Origin of the sequence: Shewanella sp. UCD-FRSSP16_17, from assembly GCF_001675935.1 — a bacterium.
Lineage (GTDB): Bacteria > Pseudomonadota > Gammaproteobacteria > Enterobacterales > Shewanellaceae > Shewanella > Shewanella japonica.
In genome coordinates, this window is the sequence record NZ_LZFV01000013.1 from 234,192 (window position 1) to 259,502 (window position 25,311).

General features: G+C 40.0%; 18 protein-coding genes. 14 read left to right on the plus strand and 4 right to left on the minus strand.

The window, feature by feature from the left end; genetic code table 11:
* Positions 1 to 3 precede the first annotated feature (3 nt).
* From A9267_RS10110 to A9267_RS10125, 4 genes are read left to right on the plus strand one after another with little or no spacing between them, the layout of a single operon-like run.
* The gene (locus A9267_RS10110; RefSeq protein ID WP_065109059.1) at positions 4 to 978 is read left to right on the plus strand and encodes a PilW family protein; all 975 of its coding nucleotides are present in this window, start codon (positions 4 to 6) and stop codon (positions 976 to 978) included.
* A gap of 16 nt (positions 979 to 994) precedes the next feature.
* Positions 995 to 1,444, plus strand: a complete 450-nt coding sequence (locus tag A9267_RS10115; protein WP_055025638.1) for a pilus assembly PilX family protein — start codon at positions 995 to 997, stop codon at positions 1,442 to 1,444.
* A gap of 2 nt (positions 1,445 to 1,446) precedes the next feature.
* Positions 1,447 to 4,953 (plus strand): pilus assembly protein, encoded by a 3,507-nt coding sequence (locus tag A9267_RS10120; protein ID WP_065109060.1) that lies wholly within the window; start codon positions 1,447 to 1,449, stop codon positions 4,951 to 4,953.
* A gap of 2 nt (positions 4,954 to 4,955) precedes the next feature.
* Positions 4,956 to 5,366, plus strand: a complete 411-nt coding sequence (locus A9267_RS10125) for a type IV pilin protein (protein WP_055025640.1) — start codon at positions 4,956 to 4,958, stop codon at positions 5,364 to 5,366.
* A 108-nt stretch (positions 5,367 to 5,474) separates the two neighbouring features.
* Here the strand turns inward: A9267_RS10125 and A9267_RS10130 are convergent, their stop codons facing one another.
* Together A9267_RS10130 and A9267_RS10135 are read right to left on the minus strand one after the other, a co-directional pair.
* A complete protein-coding gene (locus tag A9267_RS10130; protein ID WP_055025641.1) occupies positions 5,475 to 6,002 on the minus strand; it encodes a GspH/FimT family pseudopilin in 528 nt (175 codons plus the stop codon).
* A 98-nt stretch (positions 6,003 to 6,100) separates the two neighbouring features.
* Positions 6,101 to 6,619 carry a GspH/FimT family pseudopilin gene (locus A9267_RS10135; RefSeq protein WP_065109061.1) on the minus strand — a complete coding sequence of 173 codons (519 nt, stop codon included), beginning with the start codon at positions 6,617 to 6,619 and terminating at the stop codon, positions 6,101 to 6,103.
* Between the two features lie 218 nt (positions 6,620 to 6,837).
* On the opposite strand from A9267_RS10135, the gene A9267_RS10140 reads away from it, so the two are divergent.
* On the plus strand, positions 6,838 to 7,176 hold the full coding sequence (locus A9267_RS10140; protein WP_055025643.1) for a P-II family nitrogen regulator: 339 nt from the start codon (positions 6,838 to 6,840) through the stop codon (positions 7,174 to 7,176).
* Between the two features lie 68 nt (positions 7,177 to 7,244).
* On the opposite strand, the gene A9267_RS10145 is transcribed toward A9267_RS10140, so the two are convergent.
* Entirely contained in the window at positions 7,245 to 8,255 is a 1,011-nt protein-coding gene (locus A9267_RS10145) for a LacI family DNA-binding transcriptional regulator (protein ID WP_065109062.1), read from the minus strand.
* 443 nt (positions 8,256 to 8,698) lie between these two features.
* On the opposite strand from A9267_RS10145, the gene A9267_RS10150 reads away from it, so the two are divergent.
* The 9 genes from A9267_RS10150 to nagP all read left to right on the plus strand — a co-directional run bounded on the left by A9267_RS10150 (position 8,699) and on the right by nagP (position 23,627).
* A complete protein-coding gene (locus A9267_RS10150) occupies positions 8,699 to 11,296 on the plus strand; it encodes a TonB-dependent receptor (RefSeq protein WP_065109063.1) in 2,598 nt (865 codons plus the stop codon).
* Between the two features lie 95 nt (positions 11,297 to 11,391).
* Positions 11,392 to 12,936: a tryptophan halogenase family protein gene (locus A9267_RS10155; protein WP_065109064.1), complete on the plus strand. Its 1,545-nt coding sequence runs from the start codon at positions 11,392 to 11,394 to the stop codon at positions 12,934 to 12,936.
* A gap of 259 nt (positions 12,937 to 13,195) precedes the next feature.
* On the plus strand, positions 13,196 to 13,900 hold the full coding sequence (locus tag A9267_RS10160) for a SapC family protein (RefSeq protein ID WP_055025647.1): 705 nt from the start codon (positions 13,196 to 13,198) through the stop codon (positions 13,898 to 13,900).
* Between the two features lie 756 nt (positions 13,901 to 14,656).
* Positions 14,657 to 17,299 (plus strand): family 20 glycosylhydrolase, encoded by a 2,643-nt coding sequence (locus tag A9267_RS10165; RefSeq protein ID WP_065109065.1) that lies wholly within the window; start codon positions 14,657 to 14,659, stop codon positions 17,297 to 17,299.
* Positions 17,300 to 17,620: 321 nt separating this feature from the next.
* Positions 17,621 to 18,523, plus strand: coding sequence for an N-acetylglucosamine kinase (nagK, locus tag A9267_RS10170; protein ID WP_065109066.1), 903 nt, complete (start codon positions 17,621 to 17,623; stop codon positions 18,521 to 18,523).
* 68 nt (positions 18,524 to 18,591) lie between these two features.
* Positions 18,592 to 19,590, plus strand: a complete 999-nt coding sequence (gene nagB-II / locus A9267_RS10175; RefSeq protein ID WP_065109067.1) for a glucosamine-6-phosphate deaminase NagB-II — start codon at positions 18,592 to 18,594, stop codon at positions 19,588 to 19,590.
* 65 nt (positions 19,591 to 19,655) lie between these two features.
* Positions 19,656 to 20,846: an N-acetylglucosamine-6-phosphate deacetylase gene (gene nagA, locus A9267_RS10180; RefSeq protein WP_065109068.1), complete on the plus strand. Its 1,191-nt coding sequence runs from the start codon at positions 19,656 to 19,658 to the stop codon at positions 20,844 to 20,846.
* A gap of 114 nt (positions 20,847 to 20,960) precedes the next feature.
* Entirely contained in the window at positions 20,961 to 22,073 is a 1,113-nt protein-coding gene (gene nagX / locus A9267_RS10185; RefSeq protein WP_065109241.1) for a transmembrane glucosamine N-acetyltransferase NagX, read from the plus strand.
* A 252-nt stretch (positions 22,074 to 22,325) separates the two neighbouring features.
* Complete coding sequence (nagP, locus tag A9267_RS10190; protein ID WP_065109069.1) at positions 22,326 to 23,627, plus strand: N-acetylglucosamine MFS transporter NagP; 1,302 nt, start codon at positions 22,326 to 22,328, stop codon at positions 23,625 to 23,627.
* 179 nt (positions 23,628 to 23,806) lie between these two features.
* On the opposite strand, the gene A9267_RS10195 is transcribed toward nagP, so the two are convergent.
* A complete protein-coding gene (locus tag A9267_RS10195; RefSeq protein ID WP_443018793.1) occupies positions 23,807 to 25,297 on the minus strand; it encodes an arylsulfatase in 1,491 nt (496 codons plus the stop codon).
* Positions 25,298 to 25,311 lie beyond the last annotated feature (14 nt).

Sequence of the window (25,311 nt, forward strand, 5' to 3'; positions counted from 1 at the left end):
AGAATGATTACTAAACAAAAATTACAAATAGGAATGTCGCTTGTTGAGCTAATGATTGCAATGCTCATTAGTTTGTTTATTTCAGCTGGTTTATTTTCGATGTTCAATATGTCTTCAAGCAATGTGACTACCACAAGCCAGTTTACTCAGTTGCAAGAGAATGGTCGGATAGCTTTAGCTATTATGGAGCGCGATATTAGTCAATTAGGTTTTTTTGGTGACATTACTGGAACCGATTTACTACTGGGTACCAACACCTCAGTTTCAGCTACTGCAGTACCTAGTGATTGTGTAGGTGATGGCTTCAATAATGCAACGTTTCCTCTAAACGTCCCTGCACACTTCAGAAGGTTATGGGGTTATGAGCAAGGAAATAGCGTTAACACGTTAAACTGTGGTGCTGCAATTTCTCCGATCAGTGGTACCGATGTGATTCAAATCAAACGCTTAGTGGGTCCAGAAACCGCAGTTCAAGATACTAATCGATACTATGCTTCAGTGACCTCAAATGAAATTGAATTTTTTAATGGGAGCAGTGTTGCTCCGAATAAGTTAAATAGTAGAGTTTGGGAGTATCAGCATCATATTTATTTTATTAAAAATGATAGCGGGATACCTATTCTTAGTCGTAAAACCTTGAATATTTCTAAAGGCATGAACAATGAAGATCAGTTAGTAGAAGGTATTGAGAACATAAGGTTTTTGTATGGTTTTGATGATGATGGTGATTCAACTCCCGATTCATTTATGCCAGCTAATGAAGTGTCAACCATGATGTGGGATAACCAAGGATTTCAGAGATTAGTTGCGATTAAAATCTATGTATTAGTTCGATCTATTCAAGAAGATGATAGTTATGAGAACGAAATAGTCTATCAGTTAGGTGATAAATCAATTCCAGCAACGAATGATAAATATCGAAGAAAAGTGATGTCGACCACTGTCGTGTTAGATAACCCTGTTTTAATTAGAAATTAATATTTAGGTTACTTCAATGATTAAACCATTAAAAAACCAGCAAGGAATGGTGTTATTTTTTTCCTTAGTGGTACTGATTGTTATGACTATTATCGGAGTCGCATTAGCGGTGAACTCTAGTCAATCCTTAAGAATGGCGGGTGCTGGCGGTGACCGAGTTTCTGCATTAGCTCAGGCACAAGGAGGGCTAAACATCGTGATTAATGACAATGTCACGCATAACTTTAGCACGAGAACTGCCGATGGTGTCGTTACTGAAATGGATGGAACACAAAATATTAAGTTAATGCCTGAAGATAATCCAGGTATCGACGTAAACTGCCAGCGTACTGAAAAAGCAAGCGCGGCTAATTTAATCAGCTGCAGACGCCTAGAAGTTTCGAGTTCTGCTACTTTTGGAAGAGGCGGTGTAGGACAACTTACCGTTACAACGGGCATTGAGCAAGAAGTGCTCACCGGGAGTTAAACATGTTTAAGAAGATATCCACTTTTACTTTAAGTTTTATGACTATTGCTCTAGCTGCGACAAGTATCGCTGATGATACTGAACTATATGTAGCAGAGTCTTCAGCAAGAAGTAACGATAATCCGCAAGTATTACTTATATTAGATACATCCGGCTCAATGGGTGATAATTCTTTTACTGCTCCTAGATTTCATGATCAAGGGAGTATTGGAGGCAGTACTAAGTTATATTTTTCGAATGATGGTGCCGTTGTTCCAGAACTAAGTAGTAATCAATACATCTTAAACTCAATCAATGGCTGTGCGAGTTCTAAAACGTTCCTTGAAGAATATGGAATATATACGGGTTATTTTCGTCAGTATGAAGGCAGTGTTTGGAGTAAATTTCCATTAACAGATGGTAGTGCTGTATCGACCGTAGATTGTTATGAAGATATATATGAGCAAAATACAACCAACGCTAGTGGTGTTTCTGCCGGGTATCCCGTCGACGCGCTTGCCTCTCCTTATGATTCAGATATTGAAAAAGCTAAACTGACCGATTTTGGCTTAGGTGATCCAATACATTTTTATACTCAAGAATACGTAACTTGGTACCATAATGATAGCAAGCCAAATGGCAAGGCAAATGGCAGCTCATATACACGTATGGATGTGGCAAAACGAATCTTAGAAGAGCTTATAGTCAGTACTCCAGGTATAGACTTTGGTTTATTAATATTTAACAAAAACGACAGTACTTCTAAAGATGGCGGTCGTATTATTTCTGGTATTAAAGAGGCATCGGTTGCAAACAAAAATAGCGTAATTACGTCTATTCAAGATTCTGATTCTATTCACGGCAACTATACGCCTTTATGTGAAACCTTATTTGAAGCTTATAGTTACTTATATGGTAAACCAGTCAAATTTGGCCATAAAACATCAGGCTCTACCTCTAATCCTTCCTATGATACAGCTATCGAGTCTAACGGGAATTATATTTCGCCATTCGTGAATAAAGATTGCCAGTCTAATGCATCAATTATTTATGTTACCGACGGAATTCCAAATTTAGATGTTAGTGCCGATTCTGCAATCGCGTTATTACCTGGTGTAGACTTGACATTAGGTGAAGAAATTAACGAGTGGGGTACTATGAAAACCAATTATTTAGCTTCACTATCTAATTGGATGTACAACAACGATGTCAACCCAAATGCACCGTCTGATCAAGTTGTATCGACTTACACGATTGGCTTTAGTTCTGGTGCTGATGCCGCTGAAGCTTTATTAGAAAAAACGGCCGAAAAAGCTGGTGGTGAATATTATAAAGCAAACTCTGCTGAAGCATTGAAAGCTTCGCTTTTACAAGCTGTAACAGCAATTCAAGGAACGGATTCTAGTTTTACTTCTCCTTCAGTAGTGCTTGATAAAACCCAAACTGGCGATGACGCATATTTTGCAATGTTTTTGCCTGATAAAGGACCTCGTTGGTCAGGTAATTTAAAGAAGTTTAAAGTGACTGCTGATGGGACTGTAGTTGATAAAAATGGCAATGATGCATTCGATAGTTCAGGTACTATCGCTGCAGAAGCTTGTCCGTATTGGACAACTGATTGTACTGGCGATTCATACCGTGGCTATCATGTTTCTGATGGCGGTGTTGCAGGGGTCATGAAGTCAACTTATAGCTCGTCTGTTAGCTCAAGAAAGGTATTGATTAACGCAGGTAGCAGCGGTGACTTAGTTGCCTTCACGCCGGCAAATGCCAAATTAAATAGCTATTTATCTACAGATGCTGATTTAGCTGATTACATGGGAGTCGACATTAGCGGAATCGATGACAATTTTGATTGGGCGAAAGGCGTCAATGTTGATGATGAAGATCATGATGATAAAGCTGACACTGCGCCTCTCTATTTACGTCAAGATATCATCGGCGACCCGCTGCACTCAAGGCCGCTTGTTATTAACTATGGCAACTCTTCAGAGCCGGATAACCGTATTTTAATGGGAACAAACCATGGGTTCCTTCATATGTTCAAGGATGATGAAACTGCTGATGTACCCGTTTCTGAATCTTGGGCATTTATGCCAGCCGAATTGCTTAAAAATATAAAAGGTTTACGTGATAACCCTCAGACAGGTGTTCACTCTATATACGGCATGGATAGTTCGCCAGTTGCTTATATTGAGAGGGATTCAAGTGATAAAGTCTCAAAAGCATGGTTATTTATTGGTATGAGACGAGGTGGAACTTCATATTATGCTTTGGATATTACAAATCCAGATTCACCTTCATTGAAGTGGATTTCTCAAGTTAGTGACTTTACTTTACAAGGTGAATCGTGGTCAGAACCTGTAATCACTAAGGTTCCTGGTTGGCCTTCTGGAGCAACAACTGCAGCTGATGCTGATCCTGTATTGATTATCGGCGCAGGTTATAACCCTACGACAAAAGATGGCTCAAATGTTGGAAGTTCAGATAGTATTGGCACTGGGGTCTATATTATCGATGCCGATAATGGAACAAAAGTATATACTTTCGGACTAACAGGCAGTGATACGGTAATGCCAGGGCTTTCGGATAGTATTCCAAATAAGGTCGCAATTCTTGATAGTAATAATGATCAGTTAACCGATAGAGTTTATGCGACAGATACTGGTGCCAATGTATGGCGTCTAGATATGCCAGGTTTGCCAAATGATACCTCAAACCCTTGGAGTGCTTTCAAATTTGCAACTCTCGGTGGTGGGACAACAACAACTGATATTCGTTTCTACTCAGAGCCTGTTGTGGCACAAACTACTTTCAGTAACATTGCAGAACATACGCATACGGATGGTAGTGGAACCTCAACAACTACAATAACTTATCAAAGTATTCCTTATGATGCTGTTGTAATAGGAAGCGGACATAGACCCCACCCTCTTGATAAGGCAAGAGCTGATAAATTCTTTACATTGCAAGATAGAAATATTGTCACTAAATCTTATAGCTCTGCAGCCAGTAATACAGCACCTGACCCCCTTGAACTAACAGATCTCTATAATGTGACAACTGAATCACCTTCTTCAGATTCTGAGCTTGTAACATTTGGTGCCAAGAGAGGCTGGTATTATAACTTTAGTGATGCAGGTGAGAAATCATTATCAGCGGCAACAATTGTTTCAGGAAGAGTCTTTTTTACTTCATATGTGCCTGAAACTGGAGCCAGCGAAACCGCATGTTTAGTCCCTGGTCAAGGGCGCTTATATGGGTTCGATTTACATAAAGGTGCGAGGACGTATAGCCATAGTGAAGACTATTTTGTAATGGGTGAACAAGTACCTGATACGCCAACATTAGTAGTACCAAAAAATGGCGATTCAGACAGCTATATGTATTTGATAGGTATTGGTGATGGTGCTAATGATATGATTAAAAACGATGTTTTAGGCGACGATGGTTGTCCTGAAGGCGATGATAAATGTATCGGTGGTGGCTTAGGTGTCAATCGAATTTACTACCATCAGAACGAGAATTAAAAATGGTGCAATATAATAGAAAAATCTCAGGTTTTACGTTAATTGAAGCCATGATTACACTTGTGGTGATTGGTATTTTGGCTTCGATTGCCTACCCTAGTTATACTAGCTTCGCTGCTAGAGGGGCCCGTGCAGATGCTCTCTCAGGGCTTATGAATATGGCTAATAGGCAAGAACAGTTTTATTTGGATCATAAGAAATTTACCAAGAATATGAAACAGTTGGGAATGGATACCGATCCTTATATTGTAGATAACGGCTTTTATGAGATAGATGCTTCTGTCGGCTCTGCGACTAAATATACCTTGCAAGCAACAGCGATTGGAACGCAAGCGACTAGAGATACAGATTGTGCAGTTATTCAAATCACTTCTGATGGTGTTAAAACGCCGGCTGAATGTTGGAGTAATTAACTTTTGCTCTAGGTTAAAAAAGAGTTTATGGATTAGATAACCATAAACTCTTTTTTGTAGAAGATATTAAAAATGACCTTGGATTAAATGTACTAGATCATATCAAGATTATGTGCAATTCACATTTTCTGTAATGACTTGCACTCTGCCTGATGCACTTAATGACACTTGTTTTGAGTATGCGCTGTCTGTGGAACCTGGGCAGTAAGTTATAGTTTGAGCCGTTGAGCCACTAACAAGACCATCTGTATTAAAGGTGATTAGGGACGAAGAAGAGGTTTTTATAAAATCATCATCATTGAAAGCATCAATAAAACGAAGTACATCCGTATTATTGTCCTTTATGCCGTTTTGATCATCATCTATAAAAATTGCAACTCCGTCTATCCAATTACTCGTGCAGCCTGAACCGTCTCCAGGGCATACCGAGACTCTTCTGCCAAAACTTACAGCTTGGTTACGAGCAAAAACCAATGCTGACTCAAGTGAATTGGTAGCAGCCCGACTTCGACTAGATTCATATAGGTAAGTTAACGAAGGAACCGCTACAGCGATTAAAACTCCTGCAACTACAAGTGTGATCAATAGTTCAACCAGAGTAAAACCGTTAGTTAATCCTTTCTTTATTTTTATCATCCATATTTCCTCAGTAATACTTAAGTCAGTATAAGGTAATATGAGTGCGAAATCAGCGTTTTTGTCAATCTAAAGTTGGCCATCACTAATCGCGAAATTCAGTCTTGTTGGCATTCAATATTCTTTTTGCGAGAGAACCTTATTCTGCCAGACTGATTAATAATGACCGCTTTTGAATATGGGCTATTATAAGTATTAGGGCAGTATCTAAAGGTCCCATTGGTGCCAGATGCTAAACCATCAGGCTGGAATCTAATAGCGTTTCGATTGTAATAAACAATATCATTAGAATCGAATGGTCCCATAACATATAGAAGTTCATCTTCACTGCCAAGTTCATTGCGTTTGCCCCCATCAGTAAAAACGCTAAAGCCGCTTTGCCAATCCCAATTACATTGCGAATTGACTAAAGGGCATACTGTGACTCTTGTGCCGAAAGTAATAGCATGATTTCTGGCGAGTTGGATTAACTGCTGGATAGATCTAATTGAACTTTCGCTTCGAGATTGTTCAATAATGACTTCAAAGTAGGGTAAAGAAAAGGTAGTTAAGATCGCTGAGATAGATAACGTGACAATCAGCTCTACTAGGCTAAAGCCCATGAATTGGTATTTCATAAAATCATCCTTGATTTATTTTGCTAAGCAATCCCGCGAAGCAATAAGGCTAAGTATAGATTCCTTTTGGTATTAAGCGAATTTTAGTTTTTTAAAAATACTCCATTAAATTTAAAGCAAAAAAAGTGATGTTAAAGTAAGATAGAAAGCGATTTTAGATTATTAATGCATATATACTTCAAGTATATAAAGACTTCCCAAGTGCACAGGAGTGATTGATGAAAAAAGTAGAAGCCATTATTAAACCGTTTAAACTTGATGATGTGCGAGAGTCACTTGCGGAGATAGGTATTACTGGGATGACAGTCTTAGAGGTTAAGGGTTTTGGCCGTCAAAAAGGCCACACAGAGCTTTATCGTGGTGCTGAATACATGGTGGACTTTTTACCTAAAGTTAAAATCGAATTGGTCATCCAAGATGAACAGTTAGATCAAGCAATTGAAGTGATTGTTGATACGGCAAGAACTGGTAAAATTGGTGACGGTAAGATTTTTGTTACTGATATTGAACGTGTTATTCGTATAAGAACGGGCGAAGAAAACGAAGAAGCTGTTTAATCTTTGACATTTTGAATAACAAAAAAGCCTCTAAATTTTAGAGGCTTTTTTGTCACTAACAACTATGATTAGCGAGTCGATGAAGAGTCTCTAATGACGGGCTCTGGAGTAAATACCATTGAGCGTTTTTCTACGGCCTCTTTACTGTTAGCAATTAGTAATTCAGTTGCGACTTTTGCAATTTTGACGTTAGGTTGATGCACCGTCGTCAGCTTAGGCCAAGTTTGGCGTGAGAATGGACTATCCTCAAAGCCTACGATGGAAAGATCTTTTGGGATATCTAATCCAGCTAGTCTTGCGGCAAATAAAGCACCTGCGGCTATTTCATCGTTACATGCGACAATTGCAGTTGGTCGCTGAGATAAATTTATTAACTTATTGGCATTTTCAACACCGGATTCAAAAGAGTACTGACCATCTAGTACCCAGTCAGTGTTTACGCTTAGTTGGTTTTGTTTTAGTGCACTTTTAAAACCACTTAATCGTTCTTTGGTTGATTCATGGTGCTGATCACCACTTAAAAATCCAATTTCTGTATGACCGATATCAATAAGGTGCTGTGTTATTTCTAACGCGCCGTGCTTATCGTTTACTAGAACAGCTAATCCATTGTCTGCACAGGCTTTTTCTCCTGCAATAATGCGGACGTAGTTGGCATCTATTTCATCAAGGGCTGCTAAAATAGTAGGGTCCTCAGACATCGGAGGCGTTAATACTAGACCAGATAAACGTGAATGCTTAACCATCTTAGTTAGTTCATCACAAATATCCGCTGATTTTGCATCACACGGGTGAATAAGTAATTCGTAACCTTTGTCTTGGCAAGCAGACAAAATACCATTTTGCATATCAATAATGTAATAAGCGTTGGGGTTATCGTAGATAAAGCCGATGACGTAAGATTTAGTACTGGCAAGATTACGGGCAGCTAAATTGGGTTGGTAATTTAACTCATTGATTGCGGCATTGACTTTATCAATGGTGGCCTGTCTTACAGAGCTTTCTTTATTGGTGACTCTTGATACTGTTTTGATTGATACGCCAGCATGTTTGGCAACATCATTGATGGTTACTTTCATTTGTTTATAGCTCTTTTATTCAGGCGAGTAGCTTAACAGTTATTTATCTCAATTTGATGACATTTATCCCCTAATAACGTGTCTTCAAACCGTGTACTTGACGAAATAACGGTAGCTCATATAACTCTAATAGTGCTTATTTTTACTTAATTAGGCAATCTCCAATTATCTATCTGGTTTGAACAGTGGCTTTTATAAAGAGCTTGTATCAAAAATGCTACAAATTATAATTTTCTCAAGGCTCTGTTTTTTATAGATTTAAATGGATATTCTTATCTTTCTTTGATTGTTTTTATAACAAAAAATGCTCAGTAAAGTTATTTTGTTGTGGCAAGACTGTTAATAATTGTGTAATGTTTGCTCTAGACATGACAGCGTTGTCATTCCGGTTGGAATGGTTATGTATCCAAAAACGATAATAAAGTTATGGAAGGGAAATGAAGATGCGACCTATTAATTTTAAGAAAAATGTTTTAGCAACTAACATTGCTATTTTGATTGGCAGTATGGTTTCAGTAGGAGCAGTAGCTGCTGATGCTGAGACTGCTGAAGAAAACATTGAAAAAATCGAAGTAAAAGGCATGCGTGCCTCGATGAAGGCTTCGGTTAATGAAAAACGTTTTTCAAACTCAGTTGTTGATGCGGTAACCGCAGAAGATATTGGTAAATTTCCTGATGGTGACGTGGGTGAGTCATTAGGCCGTATACCAGGTGTTGCGGTAAACCGTCAGTTTGGCCAAGGCCAGCAAGTGTCAATTCGTGGTGCTTCAAGCAGCTTAACACGTACACTACTTAACGGACATTCAGTAGCTTCTACTGGTTGGTATGATCAACAGTCTATTGACCGTAGCTTTAACTACAGCTTACTACCGCCTGAAATGGTCGGTGGGATTGAAGTATATAAGTCATCTCAGGCTGATTTACCTGAAGGTGGCGTGGGCGGTACGGTAATTGTTAAAACACGTAAGCCATTAGATTTAGATGCCAACACTGTATTCCTAAGTGCTAAAGGTGATTACGGTACAATCTCTGAAGAAACTGATCCTGAATTATCTGGCTTATACAGCTGGAAAAATGAAAACGAAAACTTTGGTTTCTTAATTTCTGCTGCGGGTTCTGAAACAACTTACCAACGTAATGGTATTGAATCATTGCTAGGTTGGGGTGATATCGTCCCTACGACATTCCAACAAGATCGTGAACGTACAGCGATTAATGGTGTATTCCAATATAACCCAACTGATAATTTAGAGTTTGGTTTGAACTTAATGAGCTTAGACATGAAAGCAAACAATGCTAACACGTCTTTATTCGTAATGTTCCCAGATGATAAAGATGCTGCTTGTGAGCAAAAAAATAGCAACGGTACTTGTACCTTCTATCGCCGTGGTGCAGATGATGCAAACCCAGGTTGGGCACAAACTTGGGCTCGCCAAGCAAGTATGGATTCAAATACCGTAGATTTCGATTTCAAATATGAAGCCGATAGTTTCACTATGGAAGGTCGTGTTGGTAATACTAAATCTGAAGGTGGTACCGATTTAACTGCTAACTATGGTTTTTGGTTAGGTACACCAGCTGATTACGCTGGTACTTATGATGCGACTGGTGAAGTCATTAAAATAGATGTAGCAAATAAATCATTTGGTGCAGAAGATTTTGGTGGTCAGTTAGCGCCAGCAGGTTGGTCTTTAAAGAAACAACCTAACTCAGATGAAGAAACTTACGCACAATTTGATTTCACGATTCCTGTAGATTTAGGTGCAATTACCTCATTTAAAACTGGTGTGCGCTGGGCTGATCATGATGTTAAGCAAGAGACTTATCCTGCAATAGTTAATGCTGATGTCACTTCAAAAGATGCAACAGCTTACTATGGCGGCTCAATGTCTTCAGGTGCAGGTTACACGTTACCTGAGCCGAACCTTGATGCAATGCTAAAAGATGCAAAAGCGGCAATCAGTGGTTTCAGTAAAGACGGAACCGTTTATAAGTCAGGTTACGGTACAATTAACGAAGAAAACTTAGCATTATACTTAATGGCTGATTTTGAAGCCGACGGTATCCGCGGTAACTTTGGCCTACGTTATATTTCTACCGATGCGTCATCAGATTATTATGCACTCCAAGCTGACGGTTCTTATGCAGATAACTTAAGCACACTTGATGCAAGTTACAGTGATGTTTTACCTAGCATGAACATTGCTTTTGATGTTGCTAGTGATGTGATAATTCGTGCCTCTGCAGGACAAGTTATCTCACGTCCTAATTACGGTGACATGTTTGCATCTTCTGCGTTAGCGGGTTATGCAGACGGAACAGCGGGTAACGAAGTCGTCAACACAGGTAATATTGCCCTTGAGCCATTTAAAGCGACTCAAGCCGACTTAGGCGTTGAATGGTACTTCAGCCCTGATGGATTAATGAGTGCGGCATACTTTATTAAGGATATCAGTTCGTTTGTTACTTCTGATCAAATTCTTGACCAAAGTATCGGTATTATTGACCCTGATTCAGGTGAAGATAACTGGACTAAGTCAACCAAGAAAAACGGTACTGGCGGTCAAATTCAAGGTGTTGAACTACAAATCCAAGATGGTTTCGATAACGGATTTGGTTACTCTGCAAACTATACTTTTGCTGACTCAGACGCATCACCTGAAAATTACCCAGACGAAGTTAGCGTGTTCTCTGATTCTTCTAAGCACACAGTTAACTTAGTGGGTTATTACGAGATGGAAGACTTCTCGGCTCGTGTTGCTTATAACTGGCGTAGTGAATACATGATCCGCGAATTACCAGGTTTCTATGGTAACCGTGAGCACCAAGACTATGGCACATTGGATTTAAGTGCTAACTACAACATTACTGAATATTTAGGTGTTTCATTTGAAGTAGTTAACTTACTTGAAGAGGACAGTGTTCAGTTAGGTGTTGCACCAGATGGTGCGGATGTGAAACCAGAGCTAAAAGGTGGTTACCCAGCTTGGAGTTTTGAAGGTGAAGCACGTTATAAAGTGGGCTTAAACCTACGCTTCTAATCGGTTAATTTATTTATAGCCGAGTCAAAAAAGCCTAGCAAATTGCTAGGCTTTTTTATTAAATTAAGTCAATAACTGCAAAGCTGGTGGTTTGAATGAAAGTACAAAGAATAGTGATTGTAGGTGGTGGAACTGCAGGATGGTTAGCAGCAAACCATATTGGAAAAGCTGCGCAGCATTTAGCTGATGTTTCTATCACGCTGATTGAATCACCAGATATCCCGACAATTGGTGTTGGTGAAGGAACGGTACCAGCGATTAAACAATCGTTACAAAGCTTCGGTATCAGTGAAACCGAGTTTATTCGTGAATGTGATGTAAGCTTTAAGCAATCAATTAAGTTTTGCAATTGGCTTGATAAAGATATTCATGGTGCCAATAACAGTTACCATCACTTGTTTGACGTACCAAGCCCGCTAGGGGAGAACCTTACCGATTTTTGGTTACAGCAAGCCAAGCAGCAGGCAACTAATCAGCAGAGTTTCTCTGCTACCGTTTCTCCTCAGCATTTTATTTGTGATGCCTTCAAAGCTCCCAAACTGATTACAACACCAGAATATGGCGGCAAGGTTAGTTATGCTTACCACTTAAATGCAGCAAAATTTGCACAATTGTTAGCTAAAAATGCGACAACAAAATTTAATGTCACTCACCTAAAAGCCAATGTGCTTGATGCCAATATCGATGAGCAGGGCAATTTAACTTGCTTGAAAACGGATTCATTAGGCGAGTTAGCTTTTGATTTTTATGTCGATGCAAGTGGCTTTGAGTCGATATTGCTTGCTAAAAAGCTCAAGGTTGGCTTTATTGATAAATCTAAGCAATTATTTGTGAATAAAGCAATCGTTGCGCAAGTCCCTACCACTGAAGAACAAGTTATCCCGCCCTATACGATTGCTACTGCCCACCAAGCTGGTTGGGTTTGGGATATCGCCCTGCCGCAAAGGCGAGGCACAGGTTTTGTTTACTCAGATAATCATATGACATCTGCACAAGCTGAAGAAACGTTTGATCGATATTTAGGGGGTAAGCTAGCTTCACTTACTTCAAGAGAAATTCCGATGAAAGTTGGCTATAGAGAAAAGTTTTGGGCTAAAAACTGCGTGTCATTGGGGCTTGCGCAAGGTTTTTTAGAGCCTATTGAGGCTACCTCTATATTGTTAACCGACTTTGCCGCTGCCTATCTATCAAAACGATTACCACAAGCATTATCGCAAATGCCTGCACTTGCCGAGCGATTTAACCACACAATGGGCTACGCTTGGGAGCGAGTGGTTGAGTTTGCTAAATTGCATTACTGTATTTCAGACAGACAAGACAGTGACTTCTGGCGAGATAACCGTTGTCCTGATTCAATCCCTAATCCTTTAAAGCAAAAGATGGCGTTATGGCAAAACTTTAGCCCGCTGACTGACGACTTGTTTTCTCGTTATGAAGTGTTCAACGTGGATAACTATTTATATGTGTTATACGGAATGAAATACGCTACACAAGTAAATCAATGTGATAAACAGTATTTGTTAGCAGCGCAGCAGCAAACAGAACAGATCCGACGGATTGGTCAAGGGTTAGCCGCAGAATTACCTGAGCATCGTGTTTTATTAGATAAAATAAAGCAATATGGCTTGAAAACCATCTAAAAGCCCCCAAATAAATAACATAGCCAGTGGTACTTTATTTCTTGATACGGTAACGTTAGCTGCAGATTAAATGATAATGGGCTTTTTGAGTCACTCTAAGTTGTAATATCAAGCGAGATAGTGAGTCATTTAAACAAAGCGTCATTTAAAAATTTTGGGATTTGAATTTAATCTTCAAAAGAAATTTTTATTAAAAGGGACTTGAATCCCGAATTTTTATGTAAATCATTATTGATTAGAAGCGCCTGAAGGAGCCAAGATGTCTAACCAAATTACGTTACTTGAACATGCAAAACACGGTGATTTAAAAATCACTCCATCGAGCTTTAACCATGTAGCTGACCAGCACATTGTTCCAGTGACTTTGCACGAAATTGGTCGTGCAGCAACTGAATACCCAATTGTATTTGTTAAAAACAGTGATAGTGGTGAGTTCCAAGCCGTTGCGATGCTGGGCTTAAAGCCAGGCCAAAATTTAAGTATTAAAGATGGCAAATGGCAAGGTTTGTATATCCCTGCTGTTGTACGTGATTACCCACTCGGACTAGTATTAAACCCAGACGTTAAAGATAAAGTTTGGATTGGTATTCGTGAAGGTGCTGCTGAAGTTAGTAAAACAGAAGGCCAAGCATTATTCGAAGGCGAAAAAGAGACTGAATACTTAGAAAACCGTAAAAAAGCGCTTATTGCTCACTTTGAACAAGATCAAGCAAGCCGTAACATTCTAGGTTTCCTTGCAGAAAAAGAGTTACTCACTACGCAAACGCTAACGGTAGATGTTGCTGGTGAAAAACGCAATATCAATGGTCTATACTTAATTGATGAAGCAAAACTTAATGAGCTTTCAGATGAAGATTATTTAGAACTTAGAAAACGTGGTCTTCTAGGTCCTATCTACGGTCATCTTGCATCACTAAATCAAGTGAACCGTTTAGCACGCACTGAGATTATGTCTAAAGCATAATTTATAATGACGTAATTGTTGTCATTTACTCTAGTGAGTTTTGTAAAGTAAGTACGGCTTACCTTGCGGCAACAGACCTCATACAGGGCAAACATCTAGGCATTGTGAGTCAATTACGATTCACAGTGCCTTTTTTATGTTTGGTATATCAATGAAAACACTAAGTTGACTCATGAGTTTACTGTTTAATTCCACTTTATTAATCCCAATTAAGCTTTTTTTAAGGTAGTGGTATTAAGTAAGTGACTGTTTTAAAGTACTAAAATTCAACAATGTTAATTAACTGTGTAATTTGGTCAAATAAATGTAGAAATTTGATGGCTAATTCTGTAGATTATCAATGACAGCGTTGTCATTGCTTGTTTGATTCGTTGTTTTAAGGTCCACATGAGTAAGGTAGAGGTCTTCTACTCATGTTTTGATTGTATTCCGGTCGGGCGGAATACAATTAATTTTTATACTTTTAGTCTCTCCCCAGAAACGAGTATAAGCTGGGTAACATATTTTGTTCCCAGCTATTTTTTTGTCTTTTTTATGATACATAGTCATTAGTTAGTTCGGTTTCAGTCACTGAGACATACTATACAAATCTGGGAAGGAATAAGATAAGTTGACCTATAAGGCATTGACTAAACAGCATAAAACTTTCTTGCTCCTGTTTGGCAAGTTTATGACAAATAAAGGCTGTTAAAGATTAAGAAATAGCGTAAACCATATTGCGTTACATCATTAGCTTAGGGATAAACTGAGGAAACTATGAAAAAGACCATCATCGCAACGGCTTTATTATTGTCACTTGGGGTAGTAGGTTGTCAGGGCGGGTCATCTGAGCGTCAAACCAACATTGAACAATCCTCTTGGACACAAGCCTCACTCAATCAATTCGCTAATGAACTAAAAGTCACTTATCGAGTGGTCACCAATATCCCTGAGCAAGCATGTTCAGCGGATCAAAAAGACCAACGTTGCTTTATCGCAGAAATCGATTTTTCAACTCCTGCTAATTATCCTAATGGCAACTGGTCAATTTTTTATAGCCAAATGAGACCCGTTCAAGCTGTGTTAAATCCTGAATTTGACATTAGTCGTGTTCAAGGCGATTTACATCAAATTACACCCACAAAAGCGTTTACTGGATTTAAAGCTGGCGAAATAAAGACTCTAGGGTTTCGTGGCGAGTTATGGCAGTTGTCTGAAACTGATCCAATGCCAAACTACTATATTACCGTCGACGGGTTAACGCCTGTTGTGATCAGCAGTACAAAGCTCACAATTGACCCTGAAACAGGCATGGAGCAACGTCCTTATGTGGAATCGTTTACCGATGCTGATAAGCAATATCGCCGCACAGAAAAAGATGCACTCGTTTGGGCGAAAGCAGATGTAGTTTATCAAACCAATGAAAATGTAACCCTTGATAGCAGTTATGTCACTGACCGTATCATTCCGACCCCTGCTGACATTGTTGTTACCTCCACCAATAAGCCTGTGGATTTATCTTTGGGGATTAATGTTATTTACAATGAAGTAAACCCAAAGGCTGTAAAAGCATCACTTGCGCGCCTATCAAGGCTTGGTGTGTATGAGCTCGCTGGTGGCATCCCGCTTAAGTTGGAGACATCTTCAACAATAGGGCAAGAAGGCTACAAGCTTAAAATTACAGAATCTGAATTGACGATTCAAGCGGCTGATGAAGCTGGTTTTTCATATGGTATTGCATCAATTACCGGATTATTATCTGCCGATGACTTATCTATAAATACCTTAACGGTAACTGATGCGCCACGTTATCAATTTCGAGGTATGCATGTTGATGTCGCAAGAAACTTTCATAGTAAGCAAATGATTTTAGACCTGATTGATCAAATGGCGGCTTATAAGTTAAATAAGCTTCATTTGCATATGGCTGACGATGAAGGTTGGCGTTTAGAAATCGATGGTTTACCTGAGTTAACCAATGTGGGTAGCAAGCGTTGCCATGATTTAACGGAAACACAATGTCTTATACCTCAATTAGGCAGTGGCCCATTTGCGGATAGCGATGTAAATGGTTTCTACAGTAAAGCCGATTATATCGAGATATTGAATTATGCCACCGCTCGTCAAGTGGAAGTTATTCCATCAATGGATATGCCTGGTCACTCAAGAGCTGCAATTAAATCAATGGATGCACGCTATCGTCATTATATGGAAGCAGGGAATAGCGAAGCCGCTAAAGAGTATTTATTGTCAGATTCTGCAGATAAGACAGTGTACTCGTCAGTGCAATATTATAATGACAATACCTTAAATGTTTGTATGGAATCGACGTTTCATTTTGTTGATAAAGTCATCAGCGAAATAGCCAAGCTTCACCAAGCTGCGGATCACCCGTTAAATCGATACCATATTGGCGCTGATGAAACTGCAGGTGCGTGGAAGCAATCTCCTCAGTGTCTTGATTTTGTTGCTAATAACGATAAAGGCGTGACATCAGTTGATGATTTAGGAGCCTACTTTATTGAACGCTTATCAAATTCGTTAGCTGACAAAGGTATTCAACCTGCAGGTTGGAGTGATGGTATGAGCCACACTAACCCCACAAATATGCCTCAAAATGCACAGTCTAATATTTGGGATGTCATATCACATCAAGGTTATAAGCGAGCTCATAAACAAGCAAATCTAGGTTGGGATACCGTATTGTCAAATCCTGAGGTGCTGTATTTCGACTTCCCCTATGAAGCAGATCCTAAGGAGCACGGGTATTACTGGGCTGGACGTGCGCAAAATAGTCAAAAAATATTTTCATTTATGCCAGATAACCTTCCTGCCAATGCTGAACAATGGACTGACATCGAAGGCCAAGCTTTTACCGCTGATGATACCGTTCAACAAGATGAGCAGGGGAATGACATATCAGGCCCGTTACAACAAGGAAAAGGCTTTACTGGTATTCAAGGGCAACTGTGGAGCGAAACAGTGCGCAGTGATGATGTCGCTGAATACATGATTTATCCACGATTATTAATGTTGGCAGAAAAAGCATGGCATAAAGGAAGCTGGGAAGTGCCATATCGATATGAAGGCGCTATTTATAGTCAAGATTCTGGTTACTTCACTGCGGAAATGCGACTCAAACAACAGCAGCAATGGAATGAACTTGCTAATACACTTGGACAAAAAGAGCTTCACAAGCTTGATTTAGCAAACATTGCTTATCGATTACCAACGGTTGGGGCTAAAGTTATTAATGGTAAATTACATGCCAATATCGCTTTTCCAGGACTGAGAATTGAGTATCGTGTCAATAATAAACAGTGGCTTCCTTATACTGAGCCCGTTATTGTGAATGGCAAAGTTGAAGTGAGAAGTATCTCTCCTGATGGTAAACGAAAAGGCAGAAGTTTATTGCTGTAGATAGTTAATATTGCACTTCACTAAAAGGCGTTAAACACTTTGTTAACGCCTTTTTGCTTTGTTTTATACCATTAAGTCTGATTCCCTTTAATTAATCACTAAACGATTACTATTTTATTTTCTTTATAAACAGAGTGTTAGGCTTATTGTCTGATGCTTATTTATCTTAGTTCTAAAAAATAAATGACAACGCTGTCATTTGTGGTGTAACATAAAGTTAACTTATTCAAAGGGCCACCTATAACGTTAGTTTGTGCATCTTTATAACGTTGTTTTTTAGTCATCATCTTGGGCTCAAATAGAAGAGATAAGAGGGATATCATGGGCGTTAACCTGCAAAATGAATCACAGCTTTTTATTGGTATTGATGGCGGAGGCAGTAAATGTCGCGCCACGATTTATTCTCCTAAGATGGGTGTGATTGGAACTGGTGTTGCTGGGCGTGCTAACCCCCTTCACGGCTTAGAACAAACTTTCGAATCAATCCGCCAATCAACCGACTTAGCGATAGCAGACGCAAACCTAACTCAAGCTGATATCAAGACGTTAGTCGCAGGCCTTGGCCTTGCAGGCGTCAATGTGCCTCGCCTATATCAATTGATAAATGAATGGCAGCATCCATTTGCTCATATGTATCTCACTACCGATTTACATACTGCCTGTATTGGTGCGCACAACGGTGAGGATGGCGCGGTCATTATTACTGGCACAGGGTCTTGCGGTTATGCACATGTCGGAGAGCAAAGCTTACTGGTTGGTGGGCATGGGTTTGCTTTAGGCGATAAAGGTAGCGGTGCATGGCTAGGTCAACAAGCCGCAGAACATGCTTTATTAAACCTTGATGGGTTTGCGCAAGACAGCCAGTTAACGCAATTAATCTTAGCGCATTTTAACGTCTCAGACGCTATCGGAATTGTTGAAAACCTAGCAGGTCAATCATCGAGTACGTATGCCAAATTAGCTAGGCTGGTAATTCAAAGTGCCGAACAAGGTGATGTTGTTGCGATAGAGATTGTTAAACAGGGTGCAAAATATATTAGTGATATGGCACGTAAGCTTTTTACACTCGAACCGCGTCGTTTTTCAATGATAGGCGGCTTAGCTGAGCCCTTACAAAAATGGCTTGATAGTGATGTCGGGCAGCAGGTTCAGCCAGCGCTCGCTCAACCTGAAATCGGCGCCATCTTATTTGCTCAACAGCAATACAGCAAACATCAAGGCTAATAGGTTAACAATTCAACCAGCTAGTCATTTTTCCAATTTATTCGACAATATTGAAAAAGGTTATACCGATGACAAATACCATTATGGAGCTAGAAGCTCGCTCTGCACCGCAAAAAATTGCTGAACAATTAGCTGCTAATGCGGGGCTAACTAAAGAACTTGGTGAGAAGCTGCGTAATTTTAAACCTAAGTTTGTAATGATTGTTGGCCGAGGCTCTTCAGATCATGCGGGTGTGTTTGCAAAATATTTATTTGAAATTGAAGTAGGTATTCCAACATTTGCAGCTGCACCATCAGTAGCCAGCGTATACGGTAAAAGCTTGCAACTTGAAGGCGGGTTAGTCATCGTTATTTCACAATCTGGTCGAAGCCCTGATATTTTAGCGCAAGCAAGAATGGCAAAAAACGCCGGCGCTTTTTGTGTGGCATTAGTGAATGATGAAACCGCGCCGATAAAAGATATCGTTGATGTTGTTTTACCTCTAAGAGCGGGTGAAGAAAAAGCAGTAGCAGCCACTAAAAGCTATCTAGCGACACTTTCAGCGATTGTTCAATTAACTGCAGAGTGGACTCAAAGTGAATCATTGGCAGCGGCTGTAGATTCAATGCCTAAAGCACTTCAAACAGCAGTAGATGCAGAACCTCAATTGACTGCAGAGTCTTTAGAGGGAGTTAAGAATCTTGTCGTTTTAGGCCGCGGTCTTGGATATGCCGTTACGAAAGAGCTAGCGCTTAAAATGAAAGAAGTGTGTTCTATTCATGCCGAATCCTTTAGTAGTGCAGAGTTTTTACATGGTCCGGTGACATTAGTTGAGAAAAAGCTGACCATTGTTGACGCTTGTATCAATGATGAGTCTTTAGAAAGCCATGTTGAGCAAGTAAATAACGTCACTGAGCGTGGTGCTGATGTGGTTCATTTGAATCAAACCTCAAATGATATTCACCCGCGTATTGCGCCACTGGCGCTGTTGCAGCGTTTTTATATTGATGTCGCCGCCGTAGCGGTTGCGCGTGGCATTGATCCAGATCAGCCAGAAGGCCTCAAGAAAGTAACACAAACCTTGTAATGTAAGTTGATGATATTTACTCACCTTATTGGTGTTAATTAAGCCTAGATGTAAAGAGACTCAAGATGAAACAAACCCTAATTGTAGATAAGTATTTTGATGGCGAGCAATTTCAGCCGCGAGCTGCGATTACCATAGATAATGGAATGATCACTGCTATCAACGCTATAGCTGACAAAGGACTGGATCTGCAATTGGTGAATGAAGATGCATTAGAAAATGTGATTCATTTACAAGGAACGTTAGTTCCTGGGTTTGTTGATGTTCAGGTTAATGGTGGCGGTGGGGCGTTATTTAATGCTGAACCTACACCTGAGTGTATCAGCATCATAGGCAATGCTCATGCGAAGTTTGGAACCACTGGCTTTTTACCAACCTTAATAACTGATCAAGTTGAGGTAATGGAAAAAGCGGCCGATGCCGTTGCAGAAGCCATTAAGCTTAAAACACCAGGGGTATTGGGTATTCATTTTGAAGGGCCGCATTTGAGTGTCCCTAAAAAGGGGGTACATCCTCAATCCTTTATTCGTGAAATTTCTGCGGCTGAGATGGCTATTTTTACTCGCCAAGATTTAGGTATCAAACTTGTCACCTTAGCACCTGAAAACGTTTCAGTTGAGGTGATAAAAACATTAGTCGAACATGATGTAAAAGTCTGCCTAGGGCATTCAAATGCTGATTACGAGACGGTTAATGCTGCGTTGGATGCAGGCGCAGATGGATTCACACACTTGTTCAATGCAATGTCAGGTTTTGGTTCCCGTGAACCTGGCATGGTAGGTGCTGCGCTAGAAAGCGAAAAGGCTTGGTGCGGATTAATTGTTGATGGACACCATGTGCATAGTGCAACAGCGAAAGTGGCTATTAAGGCTAAACAGCAAGGTAAAGTGATGTTGGTGACTGATGCGATGCCGCCAGTGGGTATGGGTGATAATGCTAGCTTTGAATTATTTGGCACTAAAGTTATAAGGCAAGGCGACAGACTTAATGCAACAACAGGTGAACTAGCAGGTTGTGTATTAGATATGGTTGGTGCAGTGAATAACACTGTGCGTATGCTAGGTTTACGCCATGAAGAAGCATTAAGAATGGCATCACTTTATCCGTCTCAATATATACAGAAACCTCAGCTAGGCCGAATTGCAGTCGGTCAGCAAGCTGACTTAGTGTTATTGAATACGCAAAATAATGTCAGTGCAACCTATATAGCTGGTGAGTTAGTGTTTTCTTCTGACTGCCCACAGCGGGCTAGGTAGTCGGCTATGAGTGCTCCAGTTAGTCATTCGACTGTAAGTGACACGTCAAGAAGTGATGTTCAACATTCTGAAACTAGAATAAATAGTGATAAACCTAAAACGAAAACACGTTTAATGTCTCTTGATGCATTGCGTGGTTTTGACATGTTTTGGATTTTGGGGGGAGAAGGGCTATTTGCAGGATTATTGCTATTAACTGGCTGGTCAGGTTGGCAATGGTTTGATGGCCAAATGCATCACAGTCAATGGCATGGCTTTACCTTTTATGATGTGATTTTCCCGCTATTTATATTCTTATCCGGTGTAGCGCTAGGCTTGTCTCCAAAAAGGTTGGATAAACTGCCAATGAGCGAACGCCTACCTTTTTATCGTCATGCTATAAAGCGACTTGGATTACTCATCCTACTAGGTGTGCTTTATAACCATGGTTGGGGTACTGGTGTCCCTGCGGATCCTGAACAAATTAGATATGCCAGTGTATTGGCCCGAATCGGTTTTGCTTGGTTTATTGGGGCAATGCTGGTTTGGCATACAAGTCTTCGGGTACAGGCTGCGATAGCGATTATCATTTTATTAGCTTATGGCTTATTGCAATTATATGTCCCGTTTCCTAATGGGCTACCAGGACAATTCACTCAAGATAATTCGATTAACGCCTATGTGGATAGTTTATTATTGCCAGGTATTTCTTATCAAGACCGTCCTTTAGATCCTGAAGGGGTGCTGTCAACACTTCCTGCGGTTGTAAATGGCTTAGTCGGTGTATTTGTCGGTCAGCTGTTGGTTAATACCAAGATATCTGCGTGTAAGCTCTCTTCTGACTGGATAAAAGTGTTGTTACTAATGATTGCGGGTTGCTTGCTGATTTCACTAGCTTGGTTAGTTGATTTTGTTATACCGATTAATAAAGACCTTTGGACAAGCAGTTTTGTATTGGTGACGTCTGGTTGGAGTATCGTATTTTTAGCCATTTTTTATGCGCTTATTGATGTGCTCAAATGGCAGAAGTGGTCGTTGTTTTTTGTGGTGATTGGCACGAACGCTATCATCATTTATTTAGCTTCAAGCTTAATGAACTGGCAGTATTTTTCTCAAAGTTTATTGGGTGGAGTCATCACAGCATTACCTCAAAACTGGCAGCAATTAATGTCAGTGGTCAGTTTGTTGCTGGTGCAATGGTTAGTATTGTTATGGTTATATCGACGGAAAATTTTCATCCGAATCTAACTTAAACAGATAAGTGCTTGGCTAGTAGGATAAATTTCTGAGCTTGATTTTCACTTGTTATGGTTCTACCAGTTAAAGGAATGACAGCGTTGTCTTTGTGGTGTGGATGTTTTAACATGAAATGCGCAATGACTATGAAATGAATTAACAATTCGTCATCATAGTGGTGCTAAAACCTCAATAACAATAAGACTCATATGGGGCAGTGATGGATATTGCTGCTGAAAATTAATGACAATAAGAAGCAGGTTTATGGAAACTACAATGAATAACAGTCAGCAAAAAAGCAGTGTGTTGCCGATGGCTATCGTTGCAATTCTCTTTTTCGTATTGGGATTTGCCACTTGGCTAAATGGCTCTTTGATGCCTTATCTGAAGCAAATCCTTCAACTTAGCCCATTTCAAGCATCTCTAATCTTATTCTCTTTTTATATCGCTGTGACATTTACTGCCCTGCCTTCTGCTTGGGTTATTCGTAAAGTCGGTTATAAAAGTGGTATGGCATTAGGTATGGGGATAATGATGATCGCGGGTTTATTGTTTATACCTGCGGCTAAAACCCAAATATTTCCTTTATTCTTATTAGCGCAATTAGTGATGGGTACTGGCCAAACGTTACTACAAACCGCTGTGAATCCTTATGTTGTTCGTTTAGGCCCTGAAGAATCAGCTGCTGCCCGTGTAAGTGTAATGGGCATTCTCAATAAAGGGGCGGGTGTGATTGCGCCTATGGTATTTACAGCACTGATTTTAGATAGTTTTAAAGATCGTGTTGGAACAACATTAACCCAAATTCAAATCGATGAAATGGCGAATAGTCTAATACTTCCTTACTTAGGTATGGCGGTGTTTATTGGTATTTTAGCGTTTGCTGTTAAAAAATCTCCTTTACCAGAACTCGAGCAAGAAGAAGACGAGTCTTCTGAAAAAGGACAGATTAAAGAAGCCCTGGCTAAACCCAACCTTGCACTAGGTGTTGTCGCATTATTTGTTTATGTGGCCGTTGAAGTCATAGCAGGGGATACCATTGGTACTTACGCATTAACCTTGGGTGTCGAAAACTATGGCGTGATGACATCCTATACAATGGTTTGTATGGTTATCGGTTATAGCTTGGGTATTATTTGTATTCCTCGCTTTATTTCGCAACCTAACGCGTTATTAATCAGTGCTATTTTAGGCGTAGTATTATCTTTTGGTATCGTATTTGGTGATAGTGACTCATATACCATTGCTAATATGATATTGGTACCATTTGGTGGAGCTGAGCTGCCAGATACCTTATTACTCATTGCATTTCTTGGGTTGGCTAATGCGATTGTGTGGCCTGCAGTATGGCCGTTAGCATTATCAGGAATGGGTCGATTAACCAGCACTGGCTCTGCTTTGTTAATTATGGGGATTGCTGGTGGCGCGTTTGGACCGGTATTTTGGGGGCTAACAAGCTCTGCGACGTCTTTAGGCATGCAAGGCGGTTATATGGTGATGATCCCTTGTTATCTGTTCATTTTATTTTATGCGGTTAAAGGCTATAAAATGACAAGCTGGAAATAGCAGAGATAACCGTTTTCAAAGCAGTGTTTGGGCGTAAACGACAGCCTTATAATACTGTCATGAAACCACTTTAAGCTGCTATTTCTTCATAAAAAAGCCACTCCATTGAGTGGCTTTTTGTTTAGCAAATTAAAGGCTAGAACCACCTTTAATAATCACTAATACATTAAGTTAGCTGATTAATGATTAGTTGGTTTTTCTAATTTTTCCATGACCTGCTTTAAGCTAAAGCTTGCCGCTTTTTGTCTTGGTGGATACTCTTTAAATGTTTCTAAGAATTGAGCCACATAAGCTTGCGCAGGCACTAATAAAAATGCTCTGTCTAGTAACCAGTCATAATAGGTATTGGACGTGCGGTCAGCAGTCTCGTATGGATCCATACGTAGGTTAAATATCTTAGGTAAGCGCAGTTCAACAAAAGGCTCTGCCCATATTTGTAATGTACCTGTCACACGCTGTTCTAAAAATACCGCTTTCCAGTTTTTATAACGCAGAGCGGCTAAATCACCATCATCAGTGAAGTAAAAGATTTCTTCACGAGGCCCGGTATCTGCCTTGCCTGTTAGGTAAGGTAAGAAATTGTAGCCATCAAGATGATTTTTAAACTTTTTGCCATTTGCGCTATAGCCTTTAAGTAGCTTCTCTTTTACTTTGCTATCGCCAGCCGCTGCAGCGAAGGTAGGTAGCCAATCCATATGGTGCATAATCTCATTGGAAACGCTACCAGCTTCAATCTTACCGGGCCATCTCACCATCGCAGGAACACGGAATGCGCCTTCCCAGCTGGTATTTTTCTCACTTCTAAACGGAGTTAAACCCGCATCTGGCCATGTGTTCATGTGTGGGCCGTTATCGGTTGAGTAAAATACGATCGTGTTATCTTTGATACCTAGTTTATCAACAGTCTTAAGCAGTTGACCAACATGGTTATCATGCTCAATCATACCGTCAGCATAATTACTGACGCCACTTGAGCCTTGTAGTTCAGGTTTAACATGGGTACGGAAATGCATACGTGTTCCGTTCCACCATACAAAGAATGGTTTTTTCGATTTTACACTTTTTTCCATGAAGTCAATTGCCGCCGAAACGGTTTCATCATCAATGGTTTCCATTCGTTTTTTCGTTAATGGCCCAGTATCTTCAATCTTGCCATCAGCTGATGATTTGATAACGCCTCGAGGGCCAAACTTTTTCAAAAATTCAGGATCTTTTGGGTAATCAACGTTTTCAGGTTCTTCTTCTGCATTAAGATGGTACAGGTTTCCTAAAAATTCATCAAAACCATGGGCAGTAGGTAAGAACTCATCTTTGTCACCTAAATGGTTTTTCCCAAATTGACCCGTGGCATAACCCATAGGCTTTAAGATTTCCGCTATCGTGGCATCTTCTGCTTGTAAGCCAATATCAGCGCCAGGCAAACCAACTTTACTTAATCCAGTACGGAACACGCTTTGACCTGTAATAAAGGTAGAACGGCCCGCAGTACAAGACTGTTCGCCATAATAGTCAGTGAACATTAACCCTTCTTTGGCGATACTATCAATATTTGGCGTTTGATAACCCATCAAACCAAAGGTATAAGCACTGACATTTGCTTGCCCAATGTCATCGCCCCATATGACGAGAATATTGGGTTTACTAGCAGCGGTAGCACTGGCTGATAGCATTCCTAATGTTATCG